The organism is Elusimicrobiota bacterium, from assembly GCA_018816525.1.
Taxonomy (GTDB): Bacteria; Elusimicrobiota; Endomicrobiia; order CG1-02-37-114; family XYA2-FULL-39-19; genus OXYB2-FULL-48-7.
Genome location: JAHIVV010000054.1, coordinates 41,934 through 58,497 on the forward strand (window position 1 = coordinate 41,934; position 16,564 = coordinate 58,497).

Consider the following 16,564-nt stretch of genomic DNA (forward strand, 5'->3'; position numbering starts at 1 on the left):
GGGTACTCAAGAGGAGAAAGAGATGAGTTTTGTTAGAAAAGATTTCTTTTTTACATCTGAATCAGTAGGCGCCGGCCATCCGGACAAAGTTTGCGACAAAGTTTCTGATGCAGTATTGGATGATGTTTTAAGGCAGGATCCAAAAGGGCGGGTAGCCTGTGAAACATTTATAACCTTGGGCCTGATCATTGTCGGGGGCGAAATAACCACAAAAGCTTATGTGGATGTCCCAAGCATTGTAAAAAGAGTAGTCAAAGATATCGGATATAATGATCCAAAATATGGTTTTGATTACAAGAACTGCGGGATATTAAACGGAATTCACTCTCAATCACCGGACATTTCCCAGGGAGTTGACACAGGCGGCGCCGGAGACCAGGGAATAATGATTGGTTATGCAAATAATCAGACTGAAGAACTAATGCCTATGCCGATTACTTTAGCCCATAAACTTATCAAAAAAACTAATGAAGCAAGGACTTCCGGCCTTCTTTCTTATTTAGGCCCTGATTGCAAATCCCAGGTGACTGTTGAATATGTCAACGGCAAACCGGCAAGAGTTGACGCTGTAGTCATTGCATGCCAGCACACCGAAGATGTTTTAGATAAAACCGGAAAACACATGTCTGAAAATGCAAAAAAACAAATGAAAAAGGAAATAATTGACCCCATAATCGGCAAAATGGCTGATTCAAAAACAAAATATTTTATTAACGCAACAGGAAAATTTGTTATCGGCGGGCCTGCATCAGATACAGGTATGACCGGGAGAAAAATTATTGTCGATACTTATGGCGGTTGGGCTCAGCACGGCGGCGGAGCATTTTCAGGGAAAGACCCGACCAAAGTTGACAGGTCAGCAACTTATATGGCAAGGCATATTGCAAAAAATATTGTCGCAGCGAAGCTTGCTGATGAATGCCTGGTAGAACTTTCATATTGTATCGGTGTTGCCGACCCTATTTCAATCATGATTGATACCCATAACACAGGTGAAATCAGCGATGAAAGGCTTGAGAAAATCGTCAGGGACGTGTTCCCACTAACACCCAGGGGTATAATTGATTACCTCAAACTTCGCAGGCCCATATACTGCAAAACAGCTGCCGGCGGGCATTTTGGCAGAAAAGAAGCTGACTTTCTGTGGGAAAAAACCAACAAAGTTGATGAATTAAGAAAAGCAGCGAAATAAATTTAAAAAATAATTAGGAGAAAATACCCATTACCATTCCTAACGGGTAGCAATGGGTATTAGGGGGGAAATAATGAAATACGACGTAAAGAATATGAACCTTGCCGTTGAAGGCAAGAGCAGAATTGAATGGGCCGCAAAAGAAATGCCTGTGCTGGGCCAGATTAAGAAAAGATTTGCAAAAGAAAAACCGCTGAAAAACTTCAGATTAGGCTGCTGCCTGCACGTGACAACTGAAACTGCAAATCTTGCAATCACTTTAAAAGAAGGAGGAGCACAAGTCGCATTATGTGCTTCCAATCCTCTTTCAACCCAGGACTCAGTCGCTTCAGCGTTAGTGAAATATTGGCAAATCCCGGTTTTTGCTATCAAAGGTGAAGATAACAAAACCTACTATAAACACATTGAATCGATACTCGCCACAAAACCTCAAGTTACCATGGATGATGGAGCCGATTTAGTTACAATGCTTCACACTACCCACAAATCGTTAATTGATACAATAATTTGCGGAACCGAAGAAACAACAACAGGCGTAATCAGGCTTAAAGCAATGGCAAAAGATGGCGTATTGAGATATCCTATTATTGCAATAAATGACGCTTTAACCAAACATTTTTTTGACAATAGGTATGGAACCGGCCAGTCAACAATTGACGGCGTTATAAGAGCTACAAACATCCTTTTAGCTGGAAAAAACTTTGTTGTTTTAGGTTATGGCTGGTGCGGCAGAGGCTTAGCCATGCGCGCTAACGGTATGGGCGCTAATGTAATAGTTACTGAAATAGACCCAATTAAAGCAATTGAAGCGAAAATGGATGGTTATAGAGTAATGCCAATGAGTGAAGCAGCAAAAATAGGAGATATTTTTGTTACCCTCACCGGGAATATCTCTGTAATAAGGAAAGAACACTTCGCTTCAATGAAAGATGGGGCAATAGTGGCAAATTCAGGCCATTTCAATGTCGAAATAGATATTGAAGACTTGAAGACTATCAGTAAAAAAGTACGGAAAGTCAGAGAATTTGTTGATGAATACACTTTAAGAAACGGCAGAAATGTCTACGTGTTGGCAGAAGGCCGCCTTATAAACCTGGCTGCTGCTGAAGGCCATCCTGCCAGCGTAATGGATATGTCTTTTGCGAACCAGTCACTTTCAGTTGAATATCTTTTAAAGCATTATAAAAACAATACCCTGAATACAGAACTCGAAAATAATGTTTACCCTGTTCCTAAAGTTATTGATGAAAAAATCGCAGAATTAAAACTGCACTCGATGGGGACCCGTATAGATAAACTCACTGAAAAACAGAAGAAATATCTTGATTCCTGGTCAGAAGGTACGTAAAATAATCTAAAAAACTGCCAGCTATAAACTGGCAGTTTTTTTTCTTGACAAACCGCCTTAATATTTATATAATTTTAACGCTAAATGAAAAAAATAATCTTCTTCCTTTTGGCCATTCTTGCAGTCAATCTTCTCTTACCTGCAATTTCTTTTTCTTCTGCAATTCAAACATCTACAGAAACAACAACCGGTGTCTGGAATTCAACTTACACTTGGTCCGGCGGTTTAATCCCTGGGCCCGATGATGAAGTAACTGTAAGTGAAGGGTTTTTATTGTTAATAGATACTGCTGCTGAATGCAAAGCCATTTCTCTTACACTGGATCAATACGCAACTGTTGAATTCCATCCTTTTGGAGTAAATGCATCAACTCTTAATGTACGAGGGGATATCACTTTTGGCGATGGCGCTGCTATGACCATGAACGGTTCAAATGCAAATGACAGGATGCTATTAGACGCTAACGACTTAGTTTTAAACGGCGATGGCTCTTCCTTAACATCCCTGCTCAACACTACACAAACCCAAAATCTTACAATCAATGCCAGAGACATTAAATTAGGTGCTGATAAATCAGCGCTTTTTAGAATCACAGCAAGCACAAAATCGATTATTAATTTGGCATGCCGTGATATATCGCTTGCCAATTGTGTTAATTACGGTAATTTTTTTGATATAGAGATCAATGCGCCAGATACTACTCTTAATTTAGCTGCCGGACAAATAACTGTAGGGACTTTGAATGATCTTTACATTATGGTGAACTCACAGGCAAATAAGTGTTTAGCAAACATTTCTTTTGCAAAACTAACTACAAATTCTGAAGGAGTTTTTGATGCCAGGTGCTCTGTATTATCCAGCACGATGTCACTTTCTCTAAACGGTTCACTATCACCTGCCGCAGTTAGCAACAATGGTACTTTACGTTTAATCGGGACCAATCCAAGCGCAAACCCAAAACCCGATTCTGAAAATACGAGAAGAAATATCTCTTTTACAGGTGTTTATGGTGACTCTTATATGCAATGCTATGGTTATACTGACTTTGAAAATGCTTCTATTACTCGTTTTGGTAAATTCAGAGCAGAAAATAAATATGGTATCTGCTTTTTCAATATAGACGGTGCGATAGATCAAAAAATTTTCCTTTATAACTGCGATATCTCTTCATCAATTGATACTGGTATTTATCTTTCCGGGTGTACAAGGCTCAATAGGCAATGGTATGACCAGGGTATATTATCCTGCATAATAAGAGGAAACGGATATAACGGTATTTGGCTTGATTCAACACAAAAAAGCGAAATTAGAAATTGCAAGATTTATAATAACATTGGAGCAAATATCGGTTACGGAATTCATCTGACAAACATATCAAATGAAAACACAATCAAGAACAATGATGTTTATGCAAATAAAATTATAGGAATTTACCTTAATGGTTCTGATAAAAACCTTATTTCTAACAATCTTGTCCACGACCAACTGCCGGGTTACGGACAAGAGGGTATTTATCTTTATAACTCCAAAAAAAATATAATTGCCGGGAATAGCTGCTATAGCAACCCTGTTCACGGAATTGCTCTAGAGAACGGTTCAAATCTTAACTACGTTGTAGGGAACAATTTCTCAAAAAATCTTGACGGAGGAATGAGAGTCCGTTACAATGCCAACGGCAATATATTTATATCCAATGTGAGCTCAGAAAATGCCAGGACCGGTTTTACTTCTCATTCTTCAGTAGATACCTTTTGTGCAAATGAATTATTTCAAAATAATACAATTGGGGACATCTATATAGAAGGTGAAGAAAATATCGGTTATATTTCTCAACTCTGGATGAAAAATTGTTTATTCAGGAGTACTGTTACCTTCACGAATACACCGGAAAAACAGGAGTTTACTAAAGAAAATTCATGGGTTATAAGCCAAAAACATAACGGAACAAATGGGTTAACAAGAGTTTGGGGACAATTCTCAATACCCCAATCTGCCCATTCCTGGCATACATCCGATCTCCTGAAATTTGACTATAGCGAAAAGTCATACACAGGAAAATCTCACGGCTGGAACAAAACTATAAATAATTATGATACACCTATGCTGAGATACGACGATGGAGGTGCTGACGGAGCCGGCATGCCTCCCTTAGGGTCTAATGACATTACATCAATTACGCCAAGTTCGACAACAAAAACAGAGCTTTGGATATTAACCTATGAGTCATCAATAAACCGCTGGACGGTTTGGGGTTCAAGTTCGGGGATGCAGACAAGGGGCGGCTCTGAAGGAAATGGTTTTGCTAAACCTGACTCCGATTATATCAGTGATAACGGAGAAATAAGATTCAGAATCACTCACCACTACTCTCCTGTTTCGCCGGGTGAAGAATATACTTTTGTTATTTTAGCAGACTCAAATGACCAAAACACACAAAAAAAAGTAGAACTGTGTGATTTTTCTGATCCTAACTATATTGGTGCAAGCTTTACTAATAAAACTGGTGCTACGGTTGAGTTTATTGGTTTATCTACTGCCCCAACTCTTGTCACCAGAAAACTGGCCGAAGACGTTCCTGATACAAGTTTCTATTACGGTTTGACTTTAGGCGGCATAATAAACAAAATAAAATACACCGATTTGTCATTCCTTGACGGAAAAGGTCTATTCTTAAATGCTAAACCAGAAAATAATACAGAAAATATCCGTATTGAAAATCTTCTTCCTGGCACAACTTATTCAACCTACATATCTGTTTTGAATGTAACCGACCATTACCTTGATTCAGTTTATATTGAAACAACTTCTGTAACCGGAATCTACAACGTAAGGGCTGATGGTTCCACTTTATACTTTAGGGATTACACGAGGCCTTTCCTGCAGGATAAATTGAGCATTGGTTCAGCCGTTTACTGGGATCCAACTCTTGTATGGAGCGGATTATCAGGTTTTACTGATGATGGCATTGACCCCAATAACGCTGACCAATCCAGCGCAAGAGAGTTCCAGGTAAAATATATTGACCGCGGGCTGGGAGCTAACGGGAATGCCCCTACTACAGTTCAGGTTTGGATCGATTTTAATGATAACGACACGTATGAAACTTCTGAAAGAATTGGAATGAAATTAAAAACCGGTGTTGGCAATGACAACAATTATACAAATGGCGAAATTTTTTACTGTATTATTTCCTCTATCGCTTACACCGGAGACGGTATACTTTCTTTCAGGTTTTATGCAACAAACCCTAATAGCATGACCATTTCTACATATTCTTACAGCCTCTATAGCGTAAACAACAATGTAATGAGCACTTATGAAGCTTCCGGTACAGGGATTTCGATGAGTACTTTCACTATTAAAGGAACACCGCCAAGGATTACGATTGTTACACCTTCAACCGAACAAACAGGCATTGTACCTATAGCTTTTAATTTAATTGATGATAACAACAGGCCTGATCCATTTAATAAATGTTCTGTAACGGTTGAATATCGCGACCCTTCCTCAAACACGTGGAAACCGGCTACAATAGGCGTTGGGTCTGAACCTACTACGGATCTGACTGCTGTCGTTTCACCCGGTATGCTGCATACCTTTATATGGGATTCTTCAACTGATTTAGCAAATAAAGATGTTTCAACTGCAATAAGAATAACCCCTTCAGGAGGAGATGGAACTGGTTCAGGAGCCACTACCGGTTCGTTCTTTGTAGATAACATAATCGTATCCAAGCTCATTTTTATATCTTCTGAACAAGAATTGCGCTCCGGAGCTACCTCACAAATAATTACAATTCAAGGCCAGGATTCAGCAAACAATAAAGATGTGGATGCCAATATGTCAATCAGTTTATTGAGTACATCTACAAATTATGCTTTCGTAAGTTCAACTGCTAATGTAACTATTACCAGTGCAACTATGGTTTCAGGTGAAGCAACTTTCAGGTATTGTGATGAACAAAGGGGAAACCCGACAATTGTTGTTTCTTATCCCGGACTCCAATCAGCCAGCCAGAGTTGGTGGATAACCAAAAATGTAAGCGCCCCCGGCTCTGCCTTGTCTATTACTGTCACTGATAGTGTAGTAGGCTCCTCTCTGGTTCCAGTCAATGTTACTGTAACATTGAAAGATTTGGACGGCAATCCCGTTGCCAGCAAAGATGTTACTATTTCTGTATCGGGAACCGACAATTATATAACTCAACCAACTGACAAAACAAATTCAAATGGCCAGGCTTTTGCCTCATTCTGGTCAACAAAAGCTGAAAGAAAAACAATTACAGCAACAGATATTACTGATAATATCATGATTGTTTCCAGCGCATCAATTAACTTTACTCCTACAAATGTAAACGGCAGTATTTCAACAGTAAGCATATCCAGCCAGACAGCGATACTGGGCAGTACTGTTACAGTTTATGTAACCTTGCTTGATATATATAGTAATCCTGTTCCCAACAAGCTTGTAAATGTAAGTATTCTTCCGAATATAGCAGGGGATTTGCTTACTCTCTCAACAAACTATACTGACAATGCAGGTTTTATCAGAGCTGCAACACTGATGTGTGTGAGTGCCGGGCAAAGAATAATAAGCGCGCAAGACCAGTCGGATGTTTTACCTTTGACGTCTTCTGTAACCGTAACATTTACTTCTTTAAATGCCATTGATTTATCGTCTCCTACGATTGTATCAGTTACTCCTTCAAGCGCCAGCACGCTTACTTCGGGCTTTACTCAAATCATTATCATTGCCTCAGATACCTTATCAGGTTTAAATTTATCATCTTCCACTATTGCATTGCTTCAAAATGGCACAGCAGCCGCAGGAACATTGTCCATAAGCGGCTCTAATAGCCTGGTTTATACTATAACCGGCGAGGTGCAAAATGGTAACTACTCAATAACTGCGACAATCTATGATAATGCAAATAATTATTCCACTTTCAATTCAAGTTTCACCGTAAACATTCAGAACCCCGAACAAGTGTTTAAAACTCAATCTTACACCTATCCCAACCCAAGCACTGATGGAAATGTAAGGGTTAACTACAGCCTCCTTAATAACGCGACTAAAGTCACTCTAAAAATTTATAACATTATCGGAGAACTTGTCAGACAGGAAACATTGGATACAACTGTAGGCTCAAATAAAACGTATGTATGGGACTCAAAAAACCAGGATGGGGAATTGGTAGGAACAGGTGTATATATAATTAAACTGCTTGCAGAAATGGATTCTTCAACCAAGTATACTACGACAAAAAAACAAATAGTGATAAAACGTAAATGAAAAAATTTATACTGACTATACTCTCTTTAACTATTTTTTCAATTCTTGCAGCTGATTCTTTTGTTGTCGCGGAATCACCAGGGACCAGTACGGCTGTCTTCCTTAAATTAATACCTGGTGCCAGGCCGGCAGGTATGGGAAATGCATTTACTGCCATCTCTGATGATTCAAATGCCATCTATACGAACTCAAGCGGCCTTATCCAGATTAAATCAATAAATATTTCGGCAACTCATATCTTGTTATTTGAAGATATTACCCATACATCAGTCAACCTTGCTTATCCTTCAGGCGCTAACACTTTTGGTTTGGGCATCAGTTATCTTTCAACGGGTGAAATCGAAGCCAGGGATTCGACAGGCTTGCTACTTGCAACAAATAACTCGGTAAGCAATTCGGTAATCTCAGTTGCTTATACCAGAAAAATAGTGGATAATTTTGGCGTGGGCCTGACAGCAAAAACAATATCACAGAAATACGGACTGTATTCAGGCAACGGTATGGCAACAGACGTTTCCGGAATTTATAAGTTCAGAATAAGCGAAGGCTACGTATCAGCAGGATTAGCTTTACAAAACCTGGGTTCTCCAATCACAATTGCAGATGTAGGAAATAGCCTTCCTACAATTACCAGATTAGGTATTGCTTACATACCTTCAAGCCGCTTTAAGATTGATGTCGATGCAGATAAAACATCCGACAGCGCAATGAAAATATATTCCGGAATCGAATACATTTATAACAATTCCTTTGTTTTAAGAGCCGGGCATAACCAGCTTAATAAAATATCCGGTACTGAAGGCATTTGCCTTGGTATCGGAACCAGGACTAACCTCGAAAAAGAAGCTTTGTGGGAAGAAGGGACCGTAGAAGAATCAAAAGAAGAGGGTTCTGAATTTGATTTTGACTACGCTTTAACTTCAAACTCGGAAGATTTAGGCTACACTCACCGCATATCTGTAACCTATAAATTTGGTAACAAATTCCATTAAATACTGCCTTAAATTGACACTACCAGCAAAAAATGATAAAATCACTGTCTAAACCAGGTTTTTTATGAATATATTATTCGCTATACTTCTTGGAATAACCGTCGTTTTACTGATTTCACTGGTAATTTTGATGGTTCAGTCAAAACCTCAGGAAAAAAACGACCAGCCCTTCGTTCTTTTACAGCAACAGGTTGAATCTTTAAGGAAACAAGTAAATGATAGCATGCAATCAAATTCGCAAGCTATGGGGCAACAACTCAATTCTGTTATCGAAATAGTAAACAAGCAGCTCAATAATGTAAATAAAACGCTTGGTGACAGGCTGGAAAATACTTCAAGAGTTGTCGGAGAAGTTCAGAAAGGGCTCGGTTCTCTTTCACAATCAACCGAAAGAATCCTGGAAGTGGGCAAAGATATATCCTCTTTACAGGAAATTTTGAAAGCCCCGAAGCTAAGAGGATCATTGGGGGAACTATTTCTAAACGAATTACTTTCCCAGATACTTCCCCCTGAAAATTTTGCCCAGCAATATAAATTTAAAAGCGGCGAAATCGTTGATGCAATAGTTAAAATAGGCAATAAGATTGTTTCAGTTGATTCAAAATTTCCGCTTGAGAATTTCGTCAAAATGCTCGAAGCTAAAACTGATGACGAAAAAAGGTCTTTGAGAAAGAAATTCATTACAGACGTGAAGAAACATATTGATTCAATAGCATCAAAATATATTCTTCCTGACGAAGGCACTTTTGATTTTGCTCTCATGTATATACCTGCAGAAAACGTATATTATGAGACAATAATTAAAAACGACCTTCTTGACGAACGCGCTATATCTTCTTATGCTCTCGAGAAAAGAATAGTTCCAGTTTCTCCAAACTCGCTCTACGCATATTTGCAGGTGATAGTGCTGGGTTTAAAGGGATTGCAGGTTGAAAAGAATGCTCAATCCATACTGGAAAATTTACAGCGCTTGAAAGGTGATTTTGAACGTTTTAAAACGGAATTTGAAATTCTTGGGAAACATTTAAATAGCGCAAAATCCAAATATGAAGACTCCGACAAGCGCCTTATTAAATTCGAGGAGAGATTGGCCTCTTCAAGCGACAATGTAGCCGTGCCCGCAGGGACACCAGTACAAAAAAATCTACTGGATATCTGATCCAGATCTATGATCTCAGAGGGGCTCCATCGACTAATGGTTTAGGTCGTAGCCCTCTCAAGGCTGAAATACGGGTTCGAATCCCGTTGGAGCCATATAATTTAGACCTAACTAAGCCGGCGTGGTGGAATGGCAGACACGCGGGTCTCAAAAACCCGTGTCCGTTATGCGGGCATGTCGGTTCAACTCCGACCGCCGGCATTTTCAAAGTGATTTCTCAATTATGTTAAGTTTTCCAGGTTTTATTTATCATTTAACGCCAGCTGTTGGAATTGAAACTATTGAGTTCAAGCATATAAGAGATAAAAAAGAACTCAAGGCAGTGATTTGGAAACCAAAAGGCAAGGGCCCTTTTCCTTTAATCGCTTTCGACGTAGGCTTGCAGTTTAGAATTTGGGAAATACCTGCTTCTGCCGAAATTATGGCCAGGGCTGGCTACGTAGTATTAGGAACGGAATACAGTCGTGTTGAAATAGCCAAAGGTGAAGTTCAGGCTATTATTAATGCAATAGAATATGCCCATAAAAATTTTCCATTTATCAGCCCTAAAACAGTACTTGTTGGAGTAAGCATGGGCGGGGCAACAATGCTCAATATCGCTTCGAAAGCAGGCGAAAGACTGAATGTAGAAGCAGTTATCGCAATGGGGCCTTTCGCTGATTTGGCCCGGGCATATTATTATACACAGGGGTATATCGAGGCCCATCCCCGAACCGATGAACGGGCCCGCCTTCTTAAACTTTATCAAAAATATGCTTTCACAACTCCTGCGAAAGAGCCAAAGGAGTTTGAGATACGTTCGCCGATGAACTTCGTAAAAAACATAAAATGCCCTGTATATCTGATTCACGGTAAAGATGATGAGATCGTGTCGATGGACCATTCAATTGAACTTTATCATAAAATGAAAGAATTGAAAAAGGACGTGCATCTCAAAATATTTCCAGGCGAAGGAATCCACACGCCTTTAAAATTAAAGTGTATGTTGACACGTTTTAATTTCTGGGGATTTTTCAGAACCTGGAATTATGTTCACAAGATACTTACTAAACTAAGTTCTAAATGACTGAGAAATTCCAAATAGGATAAAATATGAAAAAAATTAAAGATTTGTTATCTATTACCGACTTAAACAAACAGGAATTCACCAAGATTTTTGCGCTTTCCGTGGCCTTGAAAGACAAGGTAAAAAGAGGTATAAAATACCAGCCGCTTATCGGCAAAACACTTGCCATGATATTCCAAAAACCTTCCACCAGGACCAGGGCCTCATTTGAAGTAGGCATGACTCAGCTTGGAGGCCATGCAATATTCTTAAACAGCCAGGAAACCCAGGTAAAAAGGGGGGAAACTTTTGCTGATACGGCAAGGACTTTATCCAGGTATGTGGACGGTATGATGGTACGCGCAAATACCCACCAGGATATCATCGAACTTGCCAAATATTCCACAGTCCCGATAATAAACGGGCTAAGCGACATGGAACATCCTTGCCAGGTATTGGCCGATATTTTCACCATTCTTGAATACAAAGTTAAAAGTATGGACGCAGAAAAATGGAAAAAGTACGGCCTTAATAATATCAAAATCACTTACGTAGGAGACGGGAACAATGTAGCAAATTCGCTTATGCTGGCAACCTCAATTATGGGCATGAATCTTGTTGTCTGTACTCCTGCAGGTTACGAACCGCATCCGGGCATAATTGACAAAAGCAGGCAAATCTGCAGAAAATCAGGCGGTAAATTTCAACTTATAAGAAACCCTAAAGAAGCTGTAGAAAACAGCGACGTTCTTTATACGGATGTATGGACAAGCATGGGAAAAGAGAAAGAAAAGACTAAGCGTATCAAGATATTTGAAGATTACCAATTGAACGCAAGGCTTATATCAAATGCAAAACCAGGCGTCTTAGTAATGCATTGCCTGCCTGCTCACAGAGGAGAAGAAATAACCGGTGAAGTTATGGACGGCCCAAATTCAATAGTATTTGACCAGGCAGAAAACCGTTTGCATGTCCAAAAAGCCATACTTTTATATTTAATGAGGTAAAACAAAATGGCAGTATTACCGATAGTAAAATATCCGGATCCGATTCTCAAGAAAAAAACAAAAATAATTAAAAGCATAAATGCCAAGACAAAAAAACTCATTAAAGATATGAGCGATACACTCAAAAACGCTAAAGGGTTGGGCCTTGCGGCTAATCAGGTTGGCGTACCTATCAAAATCCTTATTATTTCGATTCCGGATGAAAATAAAAATCAAGTTGAATTGGTCCTGATAAACCCGGAAATAACCCAAAAAAAAGACAGCTGCAGCCAGGAAGAAGGATGTTTATCATTCCCAGGGCTTTACTTGACAATAAAACGCGCTAAAAGCGTTGAAATCAAAGCAGTCGATGACAAAGGACAAATAATTGAGTTTATTGGGGACGGTTTATTGGCAAGAGTTCTTCAGCATGAAATTGACCACCTTGAAGGCAAGCAATTCATAGACAGGCTTTCAATTTTGTCGAAACTAAAAGTTAAAAGTGAAATTAAACGCAGAATAAAGGCAGGTACCTGGTAGCTCCGTTAAGCTTTTACATAGCATCAACTAATCTATCCGCTTCTTCGGTAATTCTATTTAATTCATTTTCCAGCTCTAAGGCTTTTTCTTCCAAACTGTCGTTTTCATTTATTGTAATCGTATTACCATGGACAACTACGCATTTGCTAAACGGTACTGGAAACAGGTACTTATCCCAATTATTAAATATTTTCCTGTTTTTTGCAGAACTGGTTATGGGGATAATCGGGCGATTAATTTTCCTTGCTATGAATAAAACTCCGTCTTTAACCTTGAAAACCGGCCCTTTAGGGCCGTCTACCGCAAAAGCTATATTGTTGCCTTCTTTAGCCAATTTTATCATATCAAGAGTGCCTTCAATGGCGCCTCTTTTATTGTGCGACCCTCTGACAGGTTTATAACCCAATTTTTTAATTATATTTGTTTGTAATTCGCCGTCTCTGGAAAAACTTGTCATAATGCAGATGTCTCTGAAACGATGGCTAAAGATGAGTAAAAACTGCCTTCCATGCCAGAAAGCGTAAATTACACCCTTGCTCTTCTCTTTTTCCTTTTTTACAATGTCTTCATTTACAAATTTTATTTTGCAGGTATGGCCTATTAATTTCATCAAAAGGTAAGCGGTGAAAGAAAGGGTTTTGTCGCTAAGTTTGTTGAGGAAAAAATTCATTTCTTAACTTTATTGATCCATCTGATTATTGCTGCGCAGCTATAAACCGGGTGAATTTGATTATTTTCGTCAATAGATACACCTATCCTCTGTGTATCCATTTTCTTGGTAACGCTTTTTTCAATATCGCCGGAGAGTTTTTCCAAGGGGAGCAATGTGCATTCTTCTTCTGCCGATTCTTCATTAATAATCCTGTAAATGAAATTGAGGCTGCTGTTGCATGCTTCAAGCCCCAGACTATGGATGATTTCGGAATGCAAGGGTTTGCCGCTTTGCCTGGCAAGTTCTATTTCTTTTTCAATTGTATTTCCGATTGTTACAACGATGACACTTACTGATATCGGTACAGGCTTTTGTTCAAAATCCTGGGGAGCTAATTCAAATTTACTCAGCGCTTCTGAAAGAGGGAACGTTTCGGTAACGCCCGCCGGAGATAAATAATTATTGGATTTTTCTATTTCTTTTAAGACTGCCTCATCAAGCTGGGGTGTAATTTCTTTTATCTCTGTTGTAAGTTTCAGGTTCCTGAATATTTCTTTTTTTCTTAGAGAAACCTTGAATTTCTTTATTTTCATTTTTTTCGTTTTGAATTCTTGTACATAGTCCATTCGTAAACCAGGGGACTAGCTACAAAAACGGTGGAATAGGTGCCTATAATACAACCAAACAAAAGGGCTAACGAAAAATCATGAATAACATCTCCTCCAAAAAAGAATAGAGTCAGTAGTACCATTTCAACTGTTAAAGAAGTGATAATGGTCCTGGAAAGAGTCTGGTTTACGCTCACATTTAAAATATTCCCTAACGATTCTTTTCTCAGCAATGAGATGTTTTCTCTAATTCTATCATAAATTACAATCGTATCATTTATTGAATATCCTGCAAGCGTGAGCAAAGCAGCAACAACGGTCAGTGTTATCTCTCTGTCAAATACAGAAAACATCCCAATAGTAATAACAACATCGTGTATCAATGCTAATACACCAGCAATACCCCATATCGGCGATTTGAATCTGAATGCAACATAGACAATTATTCCAACAAAGGAAAGTAAAATCGCCCAAATGGCCTGTTTTGAAAGATGTTCGCTTACGCTGGGACCTACAAACTCGACGCGTTCAACTATAAAATCCTTCGTAGCATCAGATTTGCTCAATCCATCTTTTATTTGAGAAGAAATACTTTCTGCCGAAGCAGCTTGGCTATCTTTGACTCTTATATTAACCATATTTTTGTTAGGGAAACTCTGCAGCTCAAAGGAAGAAATCCCGGAATCATTTAATGCTTTTCTTACTGCTTCAATCTGGAAAGGTGCATTGAATTTTACTTCAACAAGCAAGCCTCCGCTAAAATCAATACCAAGATTAAGGCCGTGATGCAGTAAAATGGAGATGATAGTGATAAGTATTAGCGCTGTGGAAATACCAAAACAAATATACCTCTTACCGATAAAGTCAATGTTTGTGCTGTTTAATAGTCTCATAATTTTATTCTCTCCACCATTTTCTTTTTAAACATATAGTCATAAATGATTTTGGTTATAAAAATCGCCGTAAACATAGAAGTTATTATACCTAAAGTAAGAGTTACTGCAAATCCCTTAATAGGCCCGGTTCCAAATTGGAACATAAAAGCTGCAGCTATAAGTGTAGTCAAATTAGAATCTACAATAGCTGAAAGCGCCCTTTCATAGCCTAAATCAACGGCAACACGGCTCGTTTTACCCAAATCAAGCTCGTCACGCATCCTCTCCAAAATCAATACATTGGCATCAACTGCCATACCTAGGGAAAGTATTATACCTGCAATTCCAGGAAGTGTTAAAGTGGCATGAAAGACAGCCATGGCACCAAACAGTATAAAGAAATTCAAAAGTAATGCGATATTCGTGATAGTACCTGCAAGGGGCTTATAGTAAACAATCATAAAAATCATTACCAACAAAAGCCCTATAACACTAGCAAGTGTTCCTGCACGAATTGAATCTTCACCCAATGAAGGGCCGACTGTTCTTTCCTCAATTATTCTTACCGGGGCAGGCAGGGCACCTGCACGAAGAACTGTAGCATAAAACTTCGCTTCTTCGATTGTAAAATTGCCTTCAATAACTGCTTTACCGTCAGGAATCCTTGTCCTAATAACTGGAGCAGATTGAACTACCCCATCTAACACGATAGCAAGATTTTTGTTAACATTAGCTTCAGTAACCCGTGAAAATATTTTTGCTCCGTCATTGTTGAATTCTATGCCGACTCTCGGAAGGCCGAATTCTCCGCCAAGTTCTACTTTTGCATTTACCAGGTAAGCGCCTGTAATTTCCGGGGATGATTTTACTAAGTAAAAACTGCCGTCATTTCTCCCTGACAGCATCATATAACCAGTTGGCATCATTTTCAGTATTTCTTTTCTCGTAGATGCTTCTTCAAAACTGAGATTGAGTTCTTTCATTTTTGCCGATATATTGGGTAACTTGTCGGAAGTATCAACAATCCTGAATTCAAGCAATGCTGTTTTACCTATGATTTCTTTGGCCCTTTCAGGGTCTTTTACTCCGGGTAATTGCACTGCAATCCATTTCTCGCCTTGTTTAGTGATAAGGGGTTCTGATACCCCGAATTGGTCAACCCTGTTTCTGACAATTTCAATAGCCCTCTCAAGTGCATCGGCAACACTGGTGTTTTTTTCAAGTTTTGAATCATCAATTTCGAGCAGAAGATATGTTCCGCCTTTCAAATCCAGACCCAAATTTATTACTTTTGATACGATTTTATCCCTGGACTTTTCTTTATTTTCTCGTTCCTGCTGCCCCATACTGTACCATTGAATTGATGGGAAAAGGAAATATGTAGCTGCAGCCAGAACTCCTATAACCAGATAAATCCTCAACTGTAAATTTTTCATATTATCTCACTCACGCTTTTTTTTCAGCTTCAATACCGGCCGGGTTTATAACCGTAGCAATAGCTGATTTTAGGATTTGAATTTTTGTATTGTCATCAATCTTTAACTCAACAGCTTCAGGTTTTACGTTAATAACTGTTCCATAAATTCCGCCTGAAGTAATAACTTTATCGTCTTTTTTTAATGCGTTGAGCAATTTCTTATGCTCTTTCTCTCTTTTTTGCTGAGGCCTGATTAACAGGAAATAAAAAATGAAAAAGATAACTATAAGCGGCAAAAATCCGCCTAATGCTCCCATTGGGCCTGCTGCCGGTACTGCTGCGCCTGGTGCTGCTTGTGCGTAAAGAAGTTCAATCATTGTGGTTTCCTCTCTTTTTTCCTTTCGATTATTTTTACAATTGCACACGCAATGTTCAATCTGACGAGTTCATTTTTTTCA

Annotated in this window: 13 protein-coding genes and 2 tRNA genes; 10 read left to right on the forward strand and 5 right to left on the reverse strand. The window is 38.9% G+C overall.

Annotation, left to right across the window (positions count from 1 at the left end; all coding sequences use genetic code 11):
* The first annotated feature begins 22 nt into the window (after positions 1-22).
* The 10 genes from metK to def all read left to right on the forward strand — a co-directional run bounded on the left by metK (position 23) and on the right by def (position 12,554).
* Entirely contained in the window at positions 23-1,192 is a 1,170-nt protein-coding gene (metK, locus tag KKH91_05280; protein ID MBU0952220.1) for a methionine adenosyltransferase, read from the forward strand.
* A gap of 73 nt (positions 1,193-1,265) precedes the next feature.
* The gene (gene ahcY, locus KKH91_05285) at positions 1,266-2,540 is read left to right on the forward strand and encodes an adenosylhomocysteinase (GenBank protein MBU0952221.1); all 1,275 of its coding nucleotides are present in this window, start codon (positions 1,266-1,268) and stop codon (positions 2,538-2,540) included.
* Positions 2,541-2,624: 84 nt separating this feature from the next.
* On the forward strand, positions 2,625-7,832 hold the full coding sequence (locus KKH91_05290; protein MBU0952222.1) for a right-handed parallel beta-helix repeat-containing protein: 5,208 nt from the start codon (positions 2,625-2,627) through the stop codon (positions 7,830-7,832).
* The gene (locus KKH91_05295; GenBank protein ID MBU0952223.1) at positions 7,829-8,824 is read left to right on the forward strand and encodes a PorV/PorQ family protein; all 996 of its coding nucleotides are present in this window, start codon (positions 7,829-7,831) and stop codon (positions 8,822-8,824) included. The genes KKH91_05290 and KKH91_05295 overlap by 4 nt, the downstream gene beginning before the upstream one ends.
* Before the next feature lie 64 nt (positions 8,825-8,888).
* Positions 8,889-9,983: a DNA recombination protein RmuC gene (locus KKH91_05300; protein ID MBU0952224.1), complete on the forward strand. Its 1,095-nt coding sequence runs from the start codon at positions 8,889-8,891 to the stop codon at positions 9,981-9,983.
* A 22-nt stretch (positions 9,984-10,005) separates the two neighbouring features.
* Positions 10,006-10,078, forward strand: a tRNA-Glu gene (locus tag KKH91_05305).
* A 20-nt stretch (positions 10,079-10,098) separates the two neighbouring features.
* Positions 10,099-10,184 (forward strand) — tRNA-Leu (locus KKH91_05310).
* A 22-nt stretch (positions 10,185-10,206) separates the two neighbouring features.
* Positions 10,207-11,049 (forward strand): prolyl oligopeptidase family serine peptidase, encoded by an 843-nt coding sequence (locus KKH91_05315; protein MBU0952225.1) that lies wholly within the window; start codon positions 10,207-10,209, stop codon positions 11,047-11,049.
* Between the two features lie 26 nt (positions 11,050-11,075).
* A complete protein-coding gene (gene argF / locus KKH91_05320; protein ID MBU0952226.1) occupies positions 11,076-12,035 on the forward strand; it encodes an ornithine carbamoyltransferase in 960 nt (319 codons plus the stop codon).
* 6 nt (positions 12,036-12,041) lie between these two features.
* On the forward strand, positions 12,042-12,554 hold the full coding sequence (gene def, locus KKH91_05325) for a peptide deformylase (GenBank protein MBU0952227.1): 513 nt from the start codon (positions 12,042-12,044) through the stop codon (positions 12,552-12,554).
* A 13-nt stretch (positions 12,555-12,567) separates the two neighbouring features.
* On the opposite strand, the gene KKH91_05330 is transcribed toward def, so the two are convergent.
* The 5 genes from KKH91_05330 to yajC are packed head-to-tail and all read right to left on the reverse strand — an operon-like array spanning position 12,568 to position 16,483.
* Positions 12,568-13,224 (reverse strand): lysophospholipid acyltransferase family protein, encoded by a 657-nt coding sequence (locus tag KKH91_05330; GenBank protein MBU0952228.1) that lies wholly within the window; start codon positions 13,222-13,224, stop codon positions 12,568-12,570.
* Positions 13,221-13,799 carry a hypothetical protein gene (locus KKH91_05335; protein MBU0952229.1) on the reverse strand — a complete coding sequence of 193 codons (579 nt, stop codon included), beginning with the start codon at positions 13,797-13,799 and terminating at the stop codon, positions 13,221-13,223. The genes KKH91_05330 and KKH91_05335 overlap by 4 nt, the downstream gene beginning before the upstream one ends.
* Entirely contained in the window at positions 13,796-14,707 is a 912-nt protein-coding gene (gene secF, locus KKH91_05340; GenBank protein MBU0952230.1) for a protein translocase subunit SecF, read from the reverse strand. The genes KKH91_05335 and secF overlap by 4 nt, the downstream gene beginning before the upstream one ends.
* Positions 14,704-16,125, reverse strand: coding sequence for a protein translocase subunit SecD (secD, locus tag KKH91_05345; GenBank protein ID MBU0952231.1), 1,422 nt, complete (start codon positions 16,123-16,125; stop codon positions 14,704-14,706). Before secD ends, secF begins: the two co-directional genes overlap by 4 nt.
* 10 nt (positions 16,126-16,135) lie before the next feature.
* Positions 16,136-16,483: a preprotein translocase subunit YajC gene (yajC, locus tag KKH91_05350; protein ID MBU0952232.1), complete on the reverse strand. Its 348-nt coding sequence runs from the start codon at positions 16,481-16,483 to the stop codon at positions 16,136-16,138.
* Positions 16,484-16,564: the final 81 nt, after the last annotated feature.